The organism is Streptomyces glaucus (genome assembly GCF_039533365.1).
Taxonomy (GTDB): domain Bacteria; phylum Actinomycetota; class Actinomycetes; order Streptomycetales; family Streptomycetaceae; genus Streptomyces; species Streptomyces glaucus.
On the sequence record NZ_BAAATK010000023.1, the window covers coordinates 80,111 to 100,902 of the forward strand.

At 70.3% G+C, this 20,792-nt stretch carries 17 protein-coding genes and 1 pseudogene; 13 read left to right on the forward strand and 5 right to left on the reverse strand.

The window, feature by feature from the left end; genetic code table 11:
- Window positions 1-118: 118 nt before the first annotated feature.
- Window positions 119-679: an HdeD family acid-resistance protein gene (locus tag ABD363_RS18630; protein ID WP_344604914.1), complete on the forward strand. Its 561-nt coding sequence runs from the start codon at window positions 119-121 to the stop codon at window positions 677-679.
- Between the two features lie 314 nt (window positions 680-993).
- On the opposite strand, the gene ABD363_RS18635 is transcribed toward ABD363_RS18630, so the two are convergent.
- A complete protein-coding gene (locus tag ABD363_RS18635) occupies window positions 994-1,377 on the reverse strand; it encodes a hypothetical protein (RefSeq protein ID WP_344604916.1) in 384 nt (127 codons plus the stop codon).
- 242 nt (window positions 1,378-1,619) lie between these two features.
- Between ABD363_RS18635 and ABD363_RS18640 the strand changes: the two genes are divergently transcribed.
- Window positions 1,620-2,603, forward strand: a complete 984-nt coding sequence (locus ABD363_RS18640; RefSeq protein WP_344604918.1) for a ferric reductase-like transmembrane domain-containing protein — start codon at window positions 1,620-1,622, stop codon at window positions 2,601-2,603.
- Between the two features lie 364 nt (window positions 2,604-2,967).
- Here the strand turns inward: ABD363_RS18640 and ABD363_RS18650 are convergent, their stop codons facing one another.
- On the reverse strand, window positions 2,968-3,933 hold the full coding sequence (locus ABD363_RS18650) for a glycoside hydrolase family 6 protein (RefSeq protein WP_344604920.1): 966 nt from the start codon (window positions 3,931-3,933) through the stop codon (window positions 2,968-2,970).
- A 207-nt stretch (window positions 3,934-4,140) separates the two neighbouring features.
- Between ABD363_RS18650 and ABD363_RS18655 the strand changes: the two genes are divergently transcribed.
- Complete coding sequence (locus ABD363_RS18655; protein ID WP_344604922.1) at window positions 4,141-5,154, forward strand: LacI family DNA-binding transcriptional regulator; 1,014 nt, start codon at window positions 4,141-4,143, stop codon at window positions 5,152-5,154.
- A 301-nt stretch (window positions 5,155-5,455) separates the two neighbouring features.
- Here ABD363_RS18655 and ABD363_RS18660 read toward each other — a convergent pair whose 3' ends face one another.
- Window positions 5,456-7,066: a glycoside hydrolase family 43 protein gene (locus ABD363_RS18660; protein WP_344604924.1), complete on the reverse strand. Its 1,611-nt coding sequence runs from the start codon at window positions 7,064-7,066 to the stop codon at window positions 5,456-5,458.
- Between the two features lie 364 nt (window positions 7,067-7,430).
- Here ABD363_RS18660 and ABD363_RS18665 point away from each other — a divergent pair, with 364 nt between their 5' ends.
- The 3 genes from ABD363_RS18665 (at window position 7,431) to ABD363_RS18675 (ending at window position 10,598) form a co-directional block, all read left to right on the forward strand.
- Window positions 7,431-9,077: a glycoside hydrolase family 27 protein gene (locus ABD363_RS18665; protein WP_344604926.1), complete on the forward strand. Its 1,647-nt coding sequence runs from the start codon at window positions 7,431-7,433 to the stop codon at window positions 9,075-9,077.
- 741 nt (window positions 9,078-9,818) lie between these two features.
- Window positions 9,819-10,133 carry a tyrosine-type recombinase/integrase gene (locus ABD363_RS18670; RefSeq protein ID WP_344604969.1) on the forward strand — a complete coding sequence of 105 codons (315 nt, stop codon included), beginning with the start codon at window positions 9,819-9,821 and terminating at the stop codon, window positions 10,131-10,133.
- 267 nt (window positions 10,134-10,400) lie between these two features.
- A complete protein-coding gene (locus tag ABD363_RS18675) occupies window positions 10,401-10,598 on the forward strand; it encodes a hypothetical protein (protein WP_344604928.1) in 198 nt (65 codons plus the stop codon).
- Window positions 10,599-10,773: 175 nt separating this feature from the next.
- Here ABD363_RS18675 and ABD363_RS18680 read toward each other — a convergent pair whose 3' ends face one another.
- Complete coding sequence (locus tag ABD363_RS18680; protein WP_344604930.1) at window positions 10,774-11,217, reverse strand: Rrf2 family transcriptional regulator; 444 nt, start codon at window positions 11,215-11,217, stop codon at window positions 10,774-10,776.
- A gap of 157 nt (window positions 11,218-11,374) precedes the next feature.
- Between ABD363_RS18680 and ABD363_RS18685 the strand changes: the two genes are divergently transcribed.
- Together ABD363_RS18685 and ABD363_RS18690 are read left to right on the forward strand one after the other, a co-directional pair.
- The gene (locus tag ABD363_RS18685; protein ID WP_344604932.1) at window positions 11,375-11,845 is read left to right on the forward strand and encodes a nuclear transport factor 2 family protein; all 471 of its coding nucleotides are present in this window, start codon (window positions 11,375-11,377) and stop codon (window positions 11,843-11,845) included.
- 565 nt (window positions 11,846-12,410) lie between these two features.
- Complete coding sequence (locus ABD363_RS18690; protein ID WP_344604934.1) at window positions 12,411-13,094, forward strand: recombinase family protein; 684 nt, start codon at window positions 12,411-12,413, stop codon at window positions 13,092-13,094.
- Between the two features lie 307 nt (window positions 13,095-13,401).
- On the opposite strand, the gene ABD363_RS18695 is transcribed toward ABD363_RS18690, so the two are convergent.
- Window positions 13,402-15,654: an MMPL family transporter gene (locus ABD363_RS18695; RefSeq protein WP_344604936.1), complete on the reverse strand. Its 2,253-nt coding sequence runs from the start codon at window positions 15,652-15,654 to the stop codon at window positions 13,402-13,404.
- A gap of 242 nt (window positions 15,655-15,896) precedes the next feature.
- Here ABD363_RS18695 and ABD363_RS18700 point away from each other — a divergent pair, with 242 nt between their 5' ends.
- The 5 genes and pseudogenes from ABD363_RS18700 to ABD363_RS18720 all read left to right on the forward strand — a co-directional run bounded on the left by ABD363_RS18700 (window position 15,897) and on the right by ABD363_RS18720 (window position 20,785).
- Window positions 15,897-16,634 (forward strand): response regulator transcription factor, encoded by a 738-nt coding sequence (locus ABD363_RS18700; protein WP_344604938.1) that lies wholly within the window; start codon window positions 15,897-15,899, stop codon window positions 16,632-16,634.
- Window positions 16,635-16,837: 203 nt separating this feature from the next.
- Window positions 16,838-17,773, forward strand: coding sequence for a sensor histidine kinase (locus tag ABD363_RS18705; RefSeq protein ID WP_344604940.1), 936 nt, complete (start codon window positions 16,838-16,840; stop codon window positions 17,771-17,773).
- Window positions 17,774-17,781: 8 nt separating this feature from the next.
- Window positions 17,782-18,036: pseudogene (locus ABD363_RS18710) on the forward strand (four-helix bundle copper-binding protein); the annotation flags it as partial.
- 722 nt (window positions 18,037-18,758) lie between these two features.
- Window positions 18,759-19,157, forward strand: coding sequence for a hypothetical protein (locus ABD363_RS18715; protein WP_344604942.1), 399 nt, complete (start codon window positions 18,759-18,761; stop codon window positions 19,155-19,157).
- A gap of 170 nt (window positions 19,158-19,327) precedes the next feature.
- Window positions 19,328-20,785, forward strand: coding sequence for an aldehyde dehydrogenase family protein (locus tag ABD363_RS18720; RefSeq protein ID WP_344604944.1), 1,458 nt, complete (start codon window positions 19,328-19,330; stop codon window positions 20,783-20,785).
- Window positions 20,786-20,792: the final 7 nt, after the last annotated feature.

The window sequence follows — 20,792 nt, forward strand, 5'->3', positions numbered from 1 at the left end:
CCCGGTCGGCGACGCGCGGCGCGGGGCGGGCTGCCCGGGGGCGCGCGTTTCCGGCCGATACGGGCGGCCCCACGGGGGTACGAGGGAGGACCCGTCCGGTCGAACGAAAGGTGAGAGTGTGCGGCGGCAGCTGAGGTGGACGCTGGTCCTGCGCGGGGCGGCGGCTGTGTCGTTCGGGATGATGGCGCTGGTGTGGCCGGAAGTGACGGCGTCGGCACTGGCGCTGCTGTTCGGCGTCTACGCACTCGTCGACGGCGCGGCTCTGCTGGTGAGCGCCTTCCACCGGGAGGGGGACAGGACGCACCGCCTGGCGCACGCGGCCGGAGGCGCCCTGGGCGTCGCGGTCGGCGTGACCGCCGTCGCCTGGCCGGGCATCACCGCGCCGGCGCTGGTCGTCCTGGTCGGCGTCTGGGCCGTGACCACCGGCGTCGCGGAAATCTGGGCAGCGGTGCGTTTCCGCCGCGAACTGCACCACGAGTGGGCGCTGTTCCTGGCCGGCGCCGCCTCGGTCGTCGCCGGGGCGCTCCTGTGGGCCCGGCCGGACGTGGGCGCGATCATCCTCGCGCAGATCGTCGGCGTCTACGCGCTGCTCTCCGGCGGGCTGGCGCTGGCCGCGGCCCGGCGGCTGCACGGCGCCACCACCGCGGCCCGCCCGGCCCGGCACGCCCGGCACGCCTAGGAGTCCGACGCGCCGGCCTCCCCGAGCGGGGCCGTGCTCCTCCGCCGGACGGCCCTGGTGTCCGGGCCAGGGATTCGGGGTTCAGCTCCTGGACCAGGCGATGGAGCAGGTGACGGAGGGTGCCGCGGCCCCTTTCCGGGAGCGCCGAGGTCGTCCCGGTCCCGATGCGGCCGGCGCCCGTACGGCGTCACGGAGCGGAGGGCGTCCTACGGCACCTCCGGGTGCACCGGACGTCTTCCCCGGTGGGGGCAGGGGACTCCACCAGCACCTGCGGCATCCCCCGAAGGGTTCCCGCGACCCGCGAGGAGACCGCCCTACGCCGACTCGCCTCCCACCCTTGCGACGATGATCTCCCGGAGCACCGGCCAGAACCTCCTGTCAGCAGCGGGATGAGTCCGACGACTGACGGCCTCCCAGTAGTCGAGGACACGGACCACGAACCGCCACTGCTTCCGGGTCAACGTCACGGTGACACGTTCGTCGTTCGGCGGCCATCTGCCGGATCCGGGTACACCCGGTGTCCAGCCCGCCACCTGGCTCCAGCCGGCTTCGCGAACAGCGTCGCCCATCTCGATGATGTCGTCGCGGCCGTCCTCCGCCGCTGTCGAGACCTCGTTGTCCATGCCGCCGTCGATGTGGTGCCACTGCAGCATCGTCATCTCCACGGACACGTCCACGGCTGACTCGTCGCATGCCATCACGGGCCATCGTCGCCATGGGCTCCGCTCCGCGTCAACGGCCTGCGCCGTCACCGAGCGGCGCGGCGGCGGGTCCTCGGGCGGTTCGCGGGCGGGCGTCGGAACCCCGAGGCGGCCGGCCGGCCCCGGAAGCCAACTCTGGCCGGATGTGACCTCGGTGCTCCCGGCCACTTCGGCCACACTGGTTCCTCCCACCGCCCGCGCACACCGCCCGTCGGTGTCCCGCGCCCGGAAGGCCCAGGATGCTCCCAGAGACGACGCCGCAGGACGACGGCACGGCCCCGCCCGTCCGTGACAGGCGTCCGGCCGATCGCGTCGCCCTGCGCACCGACCTACGGGCCGCGCTGCCCGACGCGAGCGCGGCGGTCGTGGTCACGGCGGCCGTCTTCGCGTTCCTGTACGCGCGCATGGAGTGGGGCGACTCGGCGACGACCGCGGTCATGCCGTTCATGGACGATCCCGGCACGTACTGGATGTACCTGCTCAGCCAAGCGTTCGGCTGGTCGGGCCTGCTGTGGGCCTGGGGCACGGTCATGCTCGGTCTGCTGCTGTCGGGGCCGCGTCCCGCCCGGCTGCCGGTCTCCCGGCAGGTCCTGGAACGCTGGCACCGCACCACGAGCCTGACCACGACGGCCCTGATGTTCGCGCACGCGCTGATGTTCGCGGCCGAACTCGTCCGCTACGAGGCCCGGCTGGCGTGGGCCGAACGCCTGTGGGCGGGATTCGCGGACAGCTTCGTGCCCGGCTGGTACGACTCGGGTACCGGCCGGATCGCCATCCCGATCGGCCAGGGCGCCCTGTACCTGGCGATCCCGCTCGGCCTGCTGTTCTACGTCCGGCACCGCATCGGGGCGAACACCTGGCGGCGCCTGCACCGTTTCGTGATCGTCGTGTACGTGCTGAGCGTGTGGCACACCCTGCTGTACGGGACCAACGTCTGGTACGGCGAATGGCCGCGCACCGTGCTGTGGCTGCTGCAACTCCCGGTCGCGGTCCTGCTGCTGGCCCGCCTGCTGCGACCCGCCCGGCGGGCCGAGCGACTGGGCGCGCCGAGGCGGCGCGAGGGCGTGTCGCTGCCGGGCTGGGCGGTGCGGGCGGCCGGCCGGGCGGTCGCCGGGGCCGTCGTGGTGGGTCTGGTCGTCGTGGTGGCGTCCGGCCACGACGGCGGCCGGGAACGCCCGGCCGAACCGCCCTCGACGAGCCCGCACGCCCCCGAGCCCGGGTGATCCGCGGCAGCCGGAAGGTCCCGCAGGGCACGGCCCGCGGGCACGGCCGCCCGGGTGCGGGCGGCCGGCGGAACGAAGACCGGCGGCAGGGCGGCGGCGGAACGAGGAAACCGGTGCGCATCCGGCGCGGTCCCGCCCTGTGACCGGTGCCGTGGCCGGAGTCCGGCCGCGCCTGCATTCAGCCCTGCTGACCGAGATGCGTCGCGTCGACCCGCTGGGACTGGACGACTGCTCCATGGACGGATCGCACGTCCGGGCCCTCAAAGGAGGGATCATGTCGGCCCCTCTCCGATGAGGTGGCCGGGGGAGTGCCCGCCGCCCCGGCGGACCGCCGGTCGCCTGTGCGGGCGGCGGGAGTCCTGGATCAGTAACCGTAGATCATCTTGTAGGCGACCTCGGGGAGGAACTGGCCGGCCGTGGAGCCGGTTCCGACACCGCAGTTGCCGTCGGACTCGCCCGGGGTCTTGATCCACAGGAGCATCTCGGCGCCTCCGCCCGTCTGGGTGGGCGTGCCGATGCGGCGGCCGGAGGGGTTGCACCACTGGCCGTTGGAGCCGTTGCCGTTGCGGCTGGTGTCCACGACGAACGGCTTGGTGTAGCCGTAGCGGGCGGCCAGTTCGTTGTTGACGGCGTTGCCGTAGGCGGTGTTCTCGGCGGTGGTGATGTAGTTGGAGACGTTGAGCGAGAAGCCGTGGGCCTGTCGGAGGCCGGCTTCGTGGAGGCGCCGGGCCATGGTCGCCGCGTCGGCCCAGCGCGGGTTGCCGGCGTCCATGTAGACCCAGGTGTTGGGGGCTTGGCGGTTGAACTCGGCGAGGGCACCGGTGAGCATGGCCTCGCGCTCGTCGATCTGGGCCTGGGTCATGCAGCCGTAGTCCCCGAGGGAGTCCGGTTCGAGGATGACGACGGCCGGGCGGGCCGCGATGCCTCCGGCGAACTGAGAGATCCAGCTGGCGTAGGCGGACGGCGAGGCGGCTCCGCCGGCGGAGTGCCCGCCGCAGTAGTCACGGTGGTAGATGTTGTAGGCGACGAGGATGGGCAGCTTGTCCCGCTGGTCCGCCGCTCCGACGTAGGCACCTGTTGCGGTGCCGATGGTGCCGCTCCAGGAGCCGAACCAGCGGGCCATCGGTGTGTTGGCGATGGAGGCGTTGATCGCGGCGGCCCGGCCGTCGCCGGGGTTGGCGGCAACCCACCGCCTCGCGCTCGAGTCGGGGTCCACGTAGAACCCGTTGGTCATGGTGGTGGGGTCGGCCGCGTGGGCGGAGGGTGCGGCGGCGAACGCCAGCGGCAGAGCACAGAGCGCTGCCATCAGGGTGCGGAGTCTGCGGCTCAAGACAGTACCTCGGTTTCGGAGGAGGTGCGCTTTGGGAGCGCTCCCACTGGAAGCGGTCCCAATCGTGTGGGTGGGTGGTTGGGCTGTCAATGGTCGGCACAGCATTCGACTTTCACAGAGGACGTAGGTCCTGTAGGCCACTGCACTGGAAGCGCTCCCATCTCATGCGTCCCTGAGCGCTCCCCGCCTGTGAAAGACTCACGAGCCATGGCAGAAGCAGCGCCGCGTCGGCATCCGACGCTCGACGAGGTGGCCGAACGCGCCGGTGTTTCCCGCTCCGTGGCCTCCCGCGCCCTCAACAACGCCCCGCACGTCAGCCGCGCCAAGCGCGAGGCTGTCGAACGGGCCGTGCGGCAACTCGGTTACGTACCCAATCCGACCGCCCGCGCGCTGGCCACCCGTCAGACGGGAGCGGCCGCCCTGGTCGTCTCCGGAGAGGATCCGTCGATCTTCGCCGATCCGTTCTTCGCCCGGGTGATCGTGGGAGCGTCGGCCGCCCTGGACGAGGCGGACCTGCATCTGATGCTGTGCCTGGCCGCTTCCGACCGGGGCCGCAAGCGGGTCGAGGAGCTCCTGCGGTCCAGGGGCGCGGACGGTGTGATGCTGATGGCGCTGCGCGAGGACGATCCGCTGGTCCGGATGGCCGACGAGGCGCGGATGCCCGTCGTGTTCGGCGGGCGCCCGGTCGGTTCGGTTCCCCGGTGGTACGTGGATGTGGACAACGTCGGCGGAGCGCGCGAGGCGACCGAGCATCTGGTCTCGCTCGGCCGGAGGCGCGTGGCCGTGATCTGCGGGCGTCTGGACACCGAGGCCGGGCGCGCCCGGTACCGCGGCTACCGGGACGCCATGCTGGGCGCCGGTCTCGATCCGTTCCCGCCGCTGGAGGGGGACTTCACGGAGCGCAGCGGAGCCGCCGCCATGGCCGCGCTGCTGGCGGAACACCCCGACGTGGACGGAGTGTTCGCCGCCAACGACAACATGGCGGTGGGAGCGCTGCGCACCGTGCGGGAGGCCGGCCGACGGGTCCCCGCCGACGTCGCCGTGGTCGGCTTCGACGACCTGACGGTCGCCCAGATCGCCGATCCGCCGCTCACCACCGTCCATCAGCCTGTAGAGGCTCTCGGACGGGAGATGGCGCGCATGCTCGTCGCGCTCGTCAACGGGCAGGACCCCACCCCGCTGGTCCTCCCCACCCGCCTGGCCGTCCGGGCCAGCGCCTGACTCCTCACCGTCCGGGAGGGGCGGGTCCCGGTCCGAGCGGGCTGCTCCCGGACGCGGCGCGGGGCGTCCGGGGCGCCGGCCAGGAGGGTCGAGGTCCGGCAGCGGAAGCAGCGACCGCCGTCCGGTCCGGTGGCTCGGGTACTGGTTGCAGCCTGCCTCTTCTTCTGCTGGTGCCGGGTTCATCGGGACGGCCGCGGCCGGCACGCTCGGGACGGATGCCCGGCGAGGACCGAGCTGTTCCAGCGGGCTCATGGTTCTCCTGGTCGGGGCGGGGGCCGGGCGGTGCGGTCGATGGACCGGTTCAGGGTGTGGACACCTCGAACCGCGTGACGCGGACCGCGCCGCCGAGGGCCTGAGTGGCGTGGTTGAAGAGGGCGAACCGGTAGCCCATGAAGAACCGCCAGTCGTTGCCCATGGAGAAGGCGGGTCCCAGACGGGTGAACGTGATGCCGTCGGTGCTGTAGGAGAAGGTCCCGGGGCGCGGTGCGCCAGGGCGGATGTCCGCGTTCGCGCGCAGCCAGATGCGGCCGCCGGAGACGGGCGCGCTCGCGATCTCGGTGCCGGTGCCGGTGGTGTTCCAGTTGCTGTCCATGGTCAGCCCGGTGACCATCACCACCCGTGTCGTACCGCCGTCGCGCTTGAGGCCGATCCAGGCGGAGGAGTCACGCAGCAGCGCAAGTCCGGCCCGGTCGCCGTCCCGCATCGCGGAGTGGTCGAGCTGGACCGTGGCGGTGGAGGTGGGGCCCTGGATGCGGTGCGTGAGGGTGTTGCGGGCCCAGTAGAGGTCGTGGGTGACGGTCGCGGTCCGCAGCGTCAGGCCGTTGCCGACCGACCACTTGGTGTTGTCGGGGTTGTGGTTCCACTCCCATCCCGGTTTCAGGGTCGTACCGTCGAAGGTGTCGACGCCGGTCATCGGGGTGACCTGGCGGGGCGGAGCGGGTACGGCCGGACTGGGATACGTGGTGCCCCACGCGCCGTTGACGAGCTGTACGACGGGCCAGCCGTCCGCGGTCCAGGTGACCGGTGCCAGGGCGGGCACGCGGCCGCCGGGGTAGGCGTCGACGAAGGCCATGTAGTACCAGGCGCCGCTCTGCGTCCGCACCAGCCCGCCCTGGTGGGGGACGCCGCCGCCGGGGATCGGTCCGCGCAGGTCGAGGAGGACCTGCCGCATCGTGTACGGGCCGAAGGGGCCGCTCGAGGACTTGAGGATGTACTGGCCGTTCGCGGGGCGGGTCAGGAAGATGTAGTACTGCCCGTTGATCTTGTAGAACCGGGCGCCCTCCAGGGTGCCGACGCTGGACGGCGTCCTGAACACCTCCTGCGTGCGGACCTGGTCGCGGCCGTCGGGCGAGAGCTGGGCCACGCTGATGGTGGTGTTGCCGTACGCCACGTAGAGGGTGTCGTCGGTGTCGACGAGCAGGCCGGCGTCGTAGTAGGGGGTGCTGATCGTCGTCAGCCTGTTCCACGGCCCCTCCACCGCGGTGGCGGTGTAGAGGTACGTCCGGGCGAAGTCGATCTGGCCGAGCCAGTAGAAGGTCCTGTTGCTGGGCCGGTAGGCCAGTGACGATGCCCAGATTCCTCTGACATAGCCGCGGGCGCCGTTCAGGTCGTACTTGGCGCCGAAGTCGAGGACGGGTACCGAATGGCCGGCGATCTCCCAGTTCACCAGGTCGTACGACCGCAGAACGGGCGCGCCCGGCGAGTAGTGCATCGTCGAGGCCGAGGCGTAGTAGGTGTCGCCGACGCGGATGATGTCGAGGTCCGCGAAGTCCTGCCAGATCACCGGGTTCGTGTACTGCGCCGCGGTCGCGAGGGCGGGCCCAGGGGGGAGGAGGGCGCCGGCGGCCAGGCCGGTGGCGGCCGCGAGCGTGCGGCGACGAGTGAGGGGTTGATGTGACCATGACAGATCCATGGAGGTGTTCACCTCGAGTTCAGCGGTCGGAGTGGCCCTGGCGCATTCGAAATATCGAACGTGGTGCGACTTGCCGAGCATTCTGGAGGATAGGAGGTTGGCGTACCCCGTCAACCCTTCTCGCACAAGTCGTGCGTCGCTTCGAAACGTTCGAAGCGCCTGGTGCGGAGTCGGTGCGCCTCGGCCTCGTTCTTTTGCCGATCACGCGCCAAATCCTGCTCCCTGAGGAGGTGTTGACATGACCGGTCGCCTCTCTAGTATCCGTGGGGCGTCTGAAGTTTCCGAACGTCAATCGAAATTTCGAACCCTCTCCTCTCCTCTCCTCCCCTCCCCTCCCTCTCTCCTCCCTGCCGAAGGAGTCCCGGTGCTCAGACGATCAGGCGGGCGACTGTTCCGCCTCCTCACGGCCGCCGCGCTGACGGTGGCCGCGTCCGTGACGGCCTCAGCGCAGTCCACCGCCACGGCCGCGCCGGGCAGTCCGGCGCTCACCCCACCGCTGGGGTGGAACAGCTGGAACAGCTTCGGGTGCGGGATCACCGAGGCCCAGGTCCGCCAGGCCGCCGACGCGATGGTGTCCTCGGGCATGCGGGACGCCGGCTACCGGTACGTGGTGGTCGACGACTGCTGGTTCGACCCGCAGCGTGACGCGCAGGGCAACCTGCGGGCCAACCCGACGAAGTTCCCGAGCGGGATGAAGGCCCTCGGGGACTACATCCACAGCAAGGGCCTGAAGTTCGGCATCTACCAGGTGCCGGGCGAGCGCACCTGCGCGCAGACCGTGGGCACTTACCCGGGCTCCACGGGCAGCAGGGGCCACGAGGTCCAGGACGCCGCCACGTTCGCCTCGTGGGGGGTCGACTACCTCAAGTACGACTGGTGTTCCTCGAGCGGCACGCGTGACGAGCAGGTCGCGCGGTTCAAGCTGATGCGTGATGCCCTGCGCGCCACCGGTCGGCCGATCGTCTACAGCATCAACCCCAACAGCTTCCACGCCATCACGGGATCCACGTACAACTGGGGCGAGGTCGCCGACCTGTGGCGGACGACCGAGGACCTGCTCGACATCTGGCAGAACGGCAACACCAACAGCTACCCGATGGGCGTCGGCAACGTCCTGGACGTCAATGCGCCGCTGGCCGCACAGGCCGGCCCGGGGCACTGGAACGACCCCGACATGCTGGTCGTCGGCCGCCCCGGCCTGTCGCTGACCGAGTCCCGCTCCCACTTCGCCCTGTGGGCGCTGATGAGTGCCCCGCTGATGGCCGGCAACGACATCCGCACGATGTCCGCCGACGTCAGCGCGATCCTGCGCAACCCGCGCCTGCTGGCGGTGAACCAGGACTCCCAGGGCGCGGGCGGACGCAGGGTGCGCGATGACGGCGACACCGAGGTGTTCGCCAAGCCCCTGGCGGACGGTTCGGTCGCGGTGGGGCTGTTCAACCGGGGCGAGAGCGCAGCGACGGTCACCACGACGGCCGCCCAGATCGGCCTGAGCGGAGGACCGTTCACCCTCACCGACCTGTGGACCGGCTCCACGTCGAGCACGTCCGGGCAGATCTCGGCGAGCGTCCCCGCGCACGGCGTCGCCGCGTACCGGGTGAGCGGCGGCAGCCCGCTGGCCGCCACCACCTCACGTCTGCGGGGCAACGCCTCCGGCCGCTGCGTGGACGTGGACAACGCCTCCACGGCCGCCGGCGCCGCGACTCTGCTGTGGGACTGCCACACGGCCGCCAACCAGCTGTGGACCACATGGGCGGGCGGCGAGATCCGCGTCTACGGCGACAAGTGCCTGGACGCCTCCAACCAGGGCACCACCAACGGCACCCGTGTCATCACCTGGCCCTGCAACGGCCAGAACAACCAGAAGTGGACCGTCGGCTCCGACGGCTCGATCCGCAACGTCCACTCCGGACTGTGCCTCGACGCCAACGGGGCCGGCACCGCCAACGGGACCCCGCTGGTGCTGTGGACCTGCAACGGCCAGGCCAACCAGAAGTGGACCCGCGCGTGAGCGACACGGCACCGGGTCATGGCCGGAGCGGCAACACCCCGGCCCCGGCCCCCCGCACGGCTGCCGCATCCGCCGGCACGGCCGCTCCCGGCTCCGGCCGCGGCGGGACCCCGGGCGTCGGTACACCGGCTTCCAGGCCGGCCACCCACACCGGCACCACCCTCCCGTCGAGCACCCGCACCCTGCACGGCACCGCCTGCGGCTGAGCGCCGTGCCCGCCCGGCAGATCTCCGGGCGGGCACGGTTCCGGCTCAGGACCTCGTGCCTGTCACCGTGGTTCCCGACGCGGTGAGGCAGTGCGTCGCCGAGCCGCCCGCGACCGTCGGCGGAGCGCTCCGACCGCACTCTTGACGCAAGGTGCCGGAACGGCGGGCGCAGCAGCCGAGGGACGGGGAAGGCGGCCGTGCCGGCCGGCCGACCGGGAAGACCTCCGGCGGACGAACACCGTGAGCCCGGCGCCGGGCCCGGGCCGGTGACCGCCGCGTACATCGCCGAGTCCGCGGCGTCTCCGTTCCGGCCGTGTCGAAGGCACTCAACGGCGGGCCCGGGTCCCGGACGAGACCCGGGCCCGCGTCGAGCAGCTGATCCGTCAGTACGGTTACAGCCGACTCCCGAGGGGCGCAGCACATCGGTGGAGCCCGTGTTCCGCGAGCCGGCGCACATGGGGTCCGTGGTGATCCTCCGCGGTGTCGAGCGGGTGGCGCGCGGGAACCGCACCGGGGCGAAGGCGGTTGTCCACGCCTGGCGGCGGGCGAGGGGCACGAGGGCGGCGGGTACGTGCTCGTGGACGAACGCGGGGGCGCGCCGAACGGTCGGCAGCTCCGAACGCGGGCCCGCAGAACACTGGACGCAAACGGCCCACGCAGGGTCCGTCTGTACGATGCTCGGGCGTCCTGCCTCACGTACCTCGCCGACAACGGGGTGCCGGATCACCTGCTCGCCGTGCGGGCCGGGCACACCAACGTGACGACGACGAAGAAGTGGTACGTGAAGCCGGACGTGGCGGACCTGCTTCCAGCGGCGGAGGCAGGGTGTGGTCTCGCAGGGGGCGTGTGACAGATCGTGACGGACGAAGGTGTGAACCCGCGACCGAGGGCAGGATCGAAACGCCGCAATACCGCTTTGACGGGCCGGAAGACGCCCCTGTCCTGATCCTGGGACCGTCCCTCGGCACCACCTGGCACAGGTTGCAGAGGCCGTCCAGGGGCGTCCACGCCAGTCCATGGTGTGTGCGTTGTAGTAGGTCAGGGTCTTGCGGTCCGGTGGCGTCGGCGTAGTTGGTGACAGACGTGTGACAGGGCCGGTGACAGACCGAGGCTCCGCGTGGTCGCAGGAGCGCAATGGCGGGCTGACGCCGCAGAAGGCGACGCCGAGGGCGGCACCCATCTGGTCATCGTGTCGGGGCTGCGCGATGACGAACCGCCCACGGACGACGACGGGTTCGTGACGTACGTCAGAAGAGGCTGCCGCATCCGCTCCTGCATCGGTGGCTGGACGGTCTTCTCCCGCTCGTCGTCGTAGAGCCGCTGGACGAGCACGGCCTGGTCCGCGGTGAGCTCGGCCTGCGCCCGCCGTCTTTTCCGGCGACGGATCCAACGCGTTCGGCGCGGGATTCCATCCCCACGCTCATGTCCCTCCGCCCCGGTGGGCAGAACCCACGCCGAACCCTACGGTTCGCACGGGGTCGCCCAGCTGATCAGAGGGGCCGGCGAGGTGCCGCGAGTACGTCCCCGAGTACCTTCTCGAGCGTGACGCGGGCCAGTTCGTGTCGCAGGGTCTCCTCGATGTTCTCGTAGATGTTCTGCAATGCCGGCTGGATGCCGTGACCCACCACGCACTCCTGGTGCGGGGTGGTGCGGTGCATCGCGAACAGGGGGCCGGGTTCCACTGCCTCGTACACGTCGAGCAGGGTCATCGACTCCAGCTCGCGCGCCAGCGACCAGCCCGCGCCCGCGCCCCGCCGGGACTCCACGAGCCCGGCCCTGCGCAGCTCGCCGAGCAGCCGCCTGATCACCACGGGGTTGGTGTTCGCGCTGGTCGCGATCTGCTCGGAGGTGGCGACCTCGTGGCCCTGGCGCTGGTAGAGGCCGATCCAGGCCAGCGCGTGGGCGGCGATGGTCAGCCTGCTGTTGGCGCTCATGATCCCTCCTCCGGTCGCAACGCTCCATGTTACGACAGCGCAGTCGCAACAGTGAAGGTTGCGACAATCTGTCGTAACGATTATAGTTACGACAGTCGGGGGCGATCAAAGACAAGCGCGGATCGTGAGCGTGTTGTGAACTTGAAGGAGAACGGGAATGGAAAGTAACGAAAAGATCATTCGCGAGGCTTACCGGCTCGCGGAAGGGAACGTTCTCGACGGTGACGGTTTCCTGGCCTTGTTCACCGAGGACGGGTCGTTCAACGACATGTCGACCTCGCAGAGTTTCCGCGGGGAGCAGATTCCTCAGGTGATCGCGGGCCTCGCCCGCTCGTTCCCCGATGTACACCGTGAGCTGCTCGAGGTACATGCGTTCGGTGATGTCGTCGCCGTCGAGTTGCGAATCCAGGGCACGCATCTCGGAGGGTTTCCGACTCCGGTCGGCGAGATCCCGCCGACCGGGAACCGGATCGACGTGCCGGCGGCGGACCTCTGGTACCTCCGTGACGGAAAGGTCGAAAGGTTCAATTGCTACAACTCGATGAGCGTGTGGCTTGAACAAATCGGGGTCCACCCTGACTTCAAGTCCGCAGTCGAAGCCACCGAGACAGCAGCCACGACGGCGTAACTCTGCCGGTCAGCGCCGAGTATGCGACAAGACACTCCCTTCTTCGGACCGCATACCCGGCGCTGCTTCTTGAACAAAGTTGTTGTTCGCACCCAACCGCCGACACGACCCGGCAGGCCGACTCATCGAGTGACGTTCTCCGGGCCCGCCTCCACGAGACACACGGCTGCGACGAGACCCCACCCCAAAGATCATCGAGGTACGCGGGGCCGGACTGCCCTTCCCCATGCCGCCAAGCCCTGCGCATCCGACGCTGACCGTGGACGAGTTCCACGCGTGCGCGGACCGTGGAGGGCTCGGCCTGCCATGAGTCCGTGACGATCACGAGAACCGGCGCGGAGGCCGGCGTAAGAGACGGCACCACCCGCGCCCCTTGCTCCGCCCTCGGGCAGGACGACGACTCCCAGCTCGACGCCTTGCGGGCCACGGCATCCCGAGGGACAAGACCTTCAGCGAGAAGATCAGCACCCGCGTCCGCGGAGGGCCCAGTTCGAGGAGGCGCTCGTACGGTGCGGGAGGTCAAGGCCCAGCCCCGCACAGCCGCGTCATCTTTACCGTGCACGAGATGAAGCGGCTCGGCCGCGACGCCGCCGAACTCACCGCGCTCGCCGACCACCTCACCGCCCACGGCCTGGTCCTGGAGATGCTCGCCGGGCCCCTGCCCGGCATCTACGGCCCCGCCGGCCCCGGCAAGCTGCTGTTCGCGTTCTTCGCGGCGATGGCGGAGACCGAACGGGAGAACATCCGGGAGTCGACGCTGGAGGGGCTCGACGCCGCGGCCCGCAAGGGCAAGCACGGCGGCCGGCCCCCGGTCATCACCGCCGACATGCTCCACACCGTGCTCCGCCGCCGCGCGGGCGGCGAGTCCGTCGAGCGGATCCAGCCCGACCTGATCATCCCCACCGGCAAGCGCGAGGGACAGAACCCCTCGGCGGCCAGCATTTACCGGGCGCTCGCCGAACACGCCAAGCGCGAGGCGTATCCCGAAGCCGTCGAGGCCGCGCACGCCGACTTCGCCGCCCTGAAGGCCAGGGACGTTCCCGCCCCGCGTACGGCGGACCAGCCGGAGCCCACCCGGTACCTCGCGGTCCTCCAGTTCGAAGAGGGCGGCCCGGCCGTCACCGGCGAATGGACCGACGACGCTCCCGCCCTGCGCACGTACCGCGGCCGGGTCGGGCTGTACGGCAGTCAGGACAGCGTGGTCATCCGCCTCATCGAATGGAGGGTTCTTTCATGGCCACTGCAGTGAGCTTCCGCCAACTTGAAGATCCAGATCAAAGGGTTGGTGTGACGGGCCTCCAGGGTGCTCACGCTGGCAGTCAGCGGTTGCCTGCGGAGTAGATCATCTGTCAGTGGTTGACTTCGGGGTCATCAGAACGAACAGGGTGTGCAGGAGACGGGTCGCGTGAGCGGGGGCGATGCGTACGCGCTGGCACCGTGCACGCCCTGACTCTTCTCCCGCTGGGACAGCTCGCTTGGGGACCTGGCCGCGCTGACGTGGCTCGGGTGTGGATGCGACGTCAGCGTGGCACGGTGCTCGGGTCTCGTGGGCTACCTCACTGGTTGTACCTGTCGGGCAGGGCGGAGACGGTCTGCGGGGTGTGGTGGGGCAGGGTCTGCGGGGTGGTGGCGTGGCGCGTGAGCTGTTCGCCTTCCACGTCGACGTTGGGCAGGGTGCGTTGGAGGAAGCGCGGGAGCCACCATGCTTTGTGGCCGAGCAGGGCCATCACGGCCGGTACGAGGGTCATGCGGACGATGAAGGCGTCCACGAGGACGCCGACGGCCAGGGCCAGGCCCATGCCCTTGATGACCTGCATTTCGGCGAGGATGAAGCCGCCGAAGACGGCGATCATGATGAGGGCTGCGGCGGTGACGACCGTGGAGCTGTGGCCGAAGCCGCGGATGACCGCTTCGGTGGGGGGCTTGCCGTGGGTGTATTCCTCGCGCATGCGGGAGACGAGGAAGACCTCGTAGTCCATGGCGAGGCCGAACAGGATGCCCACGAGCAGCATGGGCAGGAAGCTCAGGACGGGCCCGGTGTCCGCGATGCCGAGGGGGCCGGCCAGCCAGCCCCACTGGAAGACCGCCACGAGGACGCCCAAGGAGGCCCCGAGGGAGAGCAGGAAGCCGAGTGCGGCCTTCAGGGGTACGGCGATGGCCCGGAAGACGACGGTGAGCAGCAGCAGGGCCAGGCCCATCACCAGCAGGCAGTAGACGGGCAGGGCGGCGGAGAGCTTGTCGGCGACGTCGATGTTGACTGCGGTGTTGCCGGTGACATTCAGCTGGGTGCCCGTTTGCTGCTCGATGCTGTCGCGTGCGCTGCGGATCTCGGACAGGACGGTGGCGGTGGCCTGTGTGTCGGGGCCGGAGGAGGGGGTGACCTGGAGCAGGACGGCGTTGCCCGAGTCGGATGCGATGGGCGGGGAGACGGAGACGACGCCGGGAAGGGTTTTGATCCGGTCGGCTGCCTGCTGTGCGGCGATGGTCGTGGTGGTCTTGTCGGGCCCCTGGGCCAGGACGACCAGAGGGCCGCTGTGGCCGGGCCCGAAGCTGTCGTCGATCAGTTTCTGGGCGCGGCCGGCGGAGCTGCGCGGGTCGGGGCCGCCGCCGAGTCCGAGTTGCAGGTCGGTGACCGGGACGCTGAGGATGCCCAGGCCCAGGACGCACAGGATCAGCACCCGCCAGGACCGACGGGTGGTCGCGGTGGCCCAGCGGCGGGCCGCGGGGGCCCTTCGGGGATCGGCCTGGCGCCGCTGGGCGCGTGCGGCGGAGCGGGCCAGCGCCGGAATGCGGCTGGAGGTGATACGCAGGCCCATGAAACCCAGGAGGGCGGGCAGCAGGGTGGTGGCGATCAGGACGGACACGACGACGGTGGCGGCGGCGCCCAGGCCCATGACGGTGAGGAAGGGGATGTTCACCACGGCGAGGGCGGCCAGGGCGATGACCACGGTGGCTCCGGCGAAGACCACCGCGCCGCCGGCGGTGCCGGTGGCGAGAGCGGCCGACTCCTCCGGATCCATGCCCTCGCGGACCTGGGTCTGGTGACGGGAGACGATGAACAGGGCGTAGTCGATGCCCACGGCCAGGCCCAGCATCACCGACAGGGTGATGGAGGTGCTGTCCATGATGATCACGCTGGTCATCGCAAGGAGGGACAGCACGCCGACGGCCACGCCGACCAGCGCGGTCGCGATCGGGATGACGGCGGTGCGCAGGGACCGGAAGACGAGGATCAGCACGGCCAGGGCGATCAGAACGCCAATGATCTCTCCCGGGCCCATCACCTCGACCGGGGGCGTGAACGCGTCCCCGCCCGTCTCCACGGTAAGTCCCGCACTGCGAGCATGGTGCGCTGCTTCCTGAAGGGTGAGCAGGGTCGCGCCGGGGATGCCGTCGGCCTTTTCGGCGTCGAAGACGATCTCGATGATGCCGGTGCGGCCGTCAGGTGAGACGGTGCCGCTCTGGGCGGCAGGGCCGGTCACCGAGACCACGCCGGGGGCGTCAGCGGCCTTCTCGGACAGGTCGGCGACCGCCTGCGCGGGGGCATTCGCGGTGATCTTCTGTCCGGCGGGCGCCTGTATGACGATCTTGCCGGTGACATGCGACTCGTCGGTGGAGGGGAACTCCTCCTCCATGACGTCGAGGGCGCGCTGGGCTTCGGTGCCCGGGATGGTGGTAGCGGAGGTGAACGGCTTCATCACGCTCAGCGCGGTCACCGCCACCACCGCGAGCAGACCGAGCCAGGCGGCGAGGACGGCCTTTCGATGCCGGAAGCACCCACGGCCGAGCCGGTAGAGCAATGTGGACACGCAAAAGCCCCCAGATGATGTGCTGACGAGGAGGAGGACGGGGAGGCCCGGCCGGCTCATCCCCTGAACCGGCCGGGCCAGGCCCGCTACGAGGCGTCATCCACGCTAGAACGGCGGTTCGGGCGACAGCGCTGGTTCGGAGCCCGGGCGGCCCTCTTCCCACGGAACTCACATGGAAGACGGCCCGGAGATCGGCCACGATCGAACAGAACACCGATGACCAGCAGGAAGTGAAGCCCCCGATGCCAGGCGATGCCACAGCACACACCGACACCGGCCGTAATCCCGGCCCGACAGTCGAAGGAAGGCTGCTCGTGGTCGACGACGAACCGGCGATCCTCGACACGCTCAGCCGGTTCCTGCGCTTCGTCGGCTACGACGTACGCACCGCCGCGACCGCTCACGAAGCCCTCGCCGCCGCGCGTGACTTCCTTCCCGAGCTGATCCTGCTGGACGTGATGCTGCCCGACGGAGACGGCTTCGAGGTCATGCACCGTCTGCGCCAGGACGGACTGCCGCAGGCCGTGGTCTTCCTCACCGCCCGCGACACACGCAAGGACCTGGTCCGCGGCCTGACATCAGGAGGCGACGACTACATCACCAAGCCCTTCGGCCTGGACGAGGTCGCCGCCCGTATCCAAGCCGTACTGCGCCGCACCCGCCCCCGGTCCGGCACCGACCCGGTCCTGCGCGTCGCGGACCTGGAACTCGACTCCGCCACCTACACCGTCCACCGGGCCGGCACCGCCATCGACCTGTCACCGACCGAGTTCCGCCTGCTGCGCTACCTCATGCTGCACCGCGGGCGCGTCGTCCCCCGCGCCCAGCTCCTCGACCACGTGTGGTCCTACGACTTCAACGGCGACGACACCGTCGTCGCCACGTACATCAGCTACCTGCGCCGCAAGATCGACAGTCTCGGCCCCGCCCTGATCCACACCCAGCGCGGAGTCGGCTACAGCATCCGGGAACCCCGATGACCCCTGCGGCCCGCCCCTCCCGTACTCCCCCTCACAGGCTGATCGCGCGCCTGCGTGCCACTGTGGCCGCGGGGCGAGGCAGGCGGCTTCTGCGACAGCGGCCCCTGCGGACCCGGATCGGCGCCCTCGTCACGGCCCTGTGCGCACTCGCTCTCGCCGCAACCGCTTTGGCCTGGCTCGCCACCGCCAACGGGGTCGTGATCGTGGCAACCGAACTGACCGGCCTGTGCATGGTGGCCGTGGTCAGCACCCTGGCGGTCCGTCGGGCACTGCGGCCCTTGGAGCACGCCGCCGATACCGCGGACACCATCGCCTCCGGTGATCTCACCCGCCGGATCACCGCGGCCGACACCGCCCCCACCACCGAGGTCGGCCGCCTCGCCCACGCGCTGAACGCCATGCTCGACCAGATCCAAAGCGCCATGGCCGCACGCGAGGCATCCGAAGAACGCATGCGCCGCTTCGTCGCCGACGCCTCCCACGAACTGCGCACCCCGCTGCAGTCCCTGCGCGGCTATACCGAGCTCTACCAGCACGGAGCACTGCCCGACAAAGCCTCCGTCGACGACGCCATCGACCGCATGCACGCGGAAGTGCAGCGCATGGGCAAACTCGTCGAAGCCCTGCTGATGCTCGCCCGCCTCGACGAGGAAAGCGAAGCGCCCCTGGAGCCCGTCAACCTCAGCCGCATCGTCACCGACTCCGTCCGCGACGCCGCAGCCGTCGAACCCGCCCGCCCCTACACCCTGCACATCCAAGACAGCGTCACCGTCCTCGGCGACGAGGCGCAGCTACGCAGCCTGCTCGCCAACCTCCTGAGCAACGTCCGCATGCACACACCACCCGCCGCACCCTGCACCGTCGAACTGCGCACCGGCGACAGCCAGGTCATCCTCACCGTCCGGGACAACGGACCCGGCATCCCCGCCCACGCCGTCAACCATGTCTTCGACCGCTTCTACCGAGCCGACAAAGGCCGCAGCCGCACTCACGGCGGCACCGGCCTCGGCCTGGCCATCACCGCCGCCATCGCCGAACACCACCACGCCCACATCGACCTCGACAGCCGGCTGGACCACGGCACACGCATCAGCGTCGCCTTCCCCAAGCCTGAAGCCGATCACAGCTCCGAAACCTGACCGCGCCCGAACTGACCAAGTGCATCCGCACGAACGCCGACTGTGCCGACATCTGCAACGCCACCGCCGCGGTACTGTCCCGCCACACCGGCTACGGCGCCGACATCACCCGGGCGATCCTCCAGGCATGCGCCACCGTCTGCAAAGCCTGTGCCGACGAGTGCGGGCGCCACGCCGACCAGCACGACCACTGCCGCGTGTGCGCCGAGGCCTGCCGCCGCTGCGAACAGGCGTGCAACGACCTGACTGATTCCCTGGGCTGACATACTCCCCGTCCACTCCGCCGCTGCACCGGGCGGACGGGGGCCGACTTCGGAGGGCGGCAGCCTGCGGGTCCCCAGTTCCGCCCGGTCGCATCCGCGCGGACCGCACGCGAGCCGGTCCCCAGTGGCCGGATGATTTTTAAGGAATGCTCGGTGCAACCCCGGGGCACGCAGCGGGCCGGCTATGCCGCGAGGAGGCATTGCATGTCCGTGCGCGAGAGGACGTCGGCGCACGCGGTGATCTCAGCCAGGGGTCGGCGCGGCGGAGTGCACCTGTGTCCGAGGATGCCCTGGCGCTTTTCCGCACCGGAGCGTTCGGGTCGGGTCGGACGCTGTCCGACATCACCGCAGACATTCTGGCCGGCAGGGCAGGGGTACGTCGGATCCGCAATCCGTGCCCGCGTCCAGTCTGCGGGGTCGGGTGGGCAGGACCACGCCGATCTTTGGCGTCAGCCGCCGGGACAGGGGTACGACGGATACGGCGTCAGGAAGCGGCGGCCCGCTAGCCAGGCATGCATCGGAGGAGTCCGTGTCGCTGTTTCCGTGCCACCGCCTCACCGAAGACCAGATCGTGATTGAGATCGACGACGCCATCGATTTCAACACGGAGGACACCGGTCCGACACGTCCGCCTCGCGCGTCCACCGGGCCTCGATCGCGAACATGACCCGCCGCCTCACCACACCGGGTCCAGCCTGGCGCGACACCCTCGGACTGGCCGCGTGAACGTCATCGAGCTCCTGGCCGGCCTCCCGGCCCAGCACGACAGGACCGCAGCCCGTGCCGGCGAACTGCGTGATCGGATCCAGCACTTGACCGCCGCCCTGACCAAGACCGAAGCGCGACTCGCGAACCCGGTCACCACCCGGAAGGTCATCGCCGGACTCGCACCGGCTTCAGGCCAACCCGCACCGCCCGAGACGAACACCGCCTACCAGGCCATCGTGAACACCTTCAACCAGCATCCCGATCAAGAGTTTCGAGCCCGTGAACTGCACGAACGCCTCGGCATGCCCACCGACGAGGCATCCGTCGACATCACCCGCAGCCGCCTCGGACACCGCACCCGCCAAGGCTTCCTCACTCAACCCGGACGAGGCCGCTACCAGAAGCGGACTTGACGTCCACCGAGAGTCACCGGTCGGGTCTCAGCACTGCCCCGGTACTGACGTAAGCGAGCCGTCGGCCGGATGTCAGTCAGCTGACGGAGGCTGTCGGCACGGCTGCCGAGCCATTCTCGTGGAGACATCGAAACCGCCCGGTATCCGGGTGAGACCACGAGGAGCGGACCATGAGCACCATCGCGCAGCACTGGATCAACGGACAGTGGACCGGCTCCGGCTCGGTCCTGGAATCGATCAACCCGGCCGACGGCACCGTGGTCGGCTCGTTCTACGACGGTGGCGAGGCAGAGGCCTCGGCCGCCGTGGACGCCGCCGCCGCCGCGTTCGAGACCACCGAATGGGCGCGCACTCCCTCGCTCCGGGCGACCGCGCTCAGCCGGCTGGCCGACGCCCTCGAGGCCCGGGTGCCCGAGGTCGCGGCCATGTTGTCCCGGGAGAACGGCAAGCTGCTGGGTGAGACCATGTGGGAGGTCAGCGGTGCGGTCGGGTGGCTGCGGTACGCGGCGGCCTCGGCGCGCACCCAGACCGCCGGGCGCGCCGCCGAGACGGCACCCGGCCAGTACACCCACTCGGTGCCCGAGCCGCTCGGTGTCGCCGGGATCATTTCTCCCTGGAACTCTCCCATCATGCTGACCGTGCGGGCACTGGGCCCGGCGCTGGCCGCCGGCTGCACCGTCGTGGTCAAGCTTCCGGCTCAGACGGCGCTGACCAATGAGCTTTTCGCGCAGGTCCTGGCCTCGGTCCCGGAGATCCCGGCGGGTGTGGTCAGCGTGTTCACCGAGTCCGGCAACACCGGGGCCCCGTTCCTGGTCTCCTCGGACAAGGTCGCCGTGATCAACTACACCGGCAGTACGCCGGTCGGGCGCCGTATCGCGGCCGCGGCCTCCACCACGCTCAAGCGGCTCGGTCTGGAACTGGGCGGCAAGGCGCCCATGGTGATCTTTCCCGACGCCGATCTGGACATGGTGATCCCGACTGTTGTGCAGTCGCTGGTGCTGATGAACGGGCAGTTCTGCTGCACCGGCTCCCGTGTACTGGTTCACCGGGACATCGCCGACCAGGTGCGCACTCGGCTCACCGACGCGCTCGCGCAGGTGCGGCTCGGGTCGGGCGACGACGAGAAGGCCCAGCTCGGCCCGGTGATCGACCGGGCGTCCGCCCAGCGGGTGGACGCGATCGTCGAGGAAGCCGCCTCGTACGGCACGGTGCTGCTGCGCGGCGGTGTGGTCACCGACGGCCCGCTGGCCGCCGGCGCGTTCTACCGGCCGAGCCTGATCGAGGTGGACCGCACCGACGTCCGGATCGTGCAGGAGGAGGTCTTCGGTCCGGTCCAGACGTTCGAGATCTTCGACGACGAGGACGACGCCGTGGCCAAGGCGAACGCCACCATCTACGGCCTGGCCGCCTCGGTGTTCAGCTCGGACTCGATGAAGGCCCGCCGGATCGCCCGGCGCATCCGCACCGGCACGGTATGGATCAACACCTGGGGAGCCATCAGCGAGGACTTCGAGGAGGGCGGCGTCAAGGGAAGCGGTTACGGCTACCTGTGCGGCCCGCGAGCGATCGAGGAGTTCCAGGCCCTCAAGGTGTACGTGGAGCAGGACCACACCCAGTCCGCTCACTGATCAGACC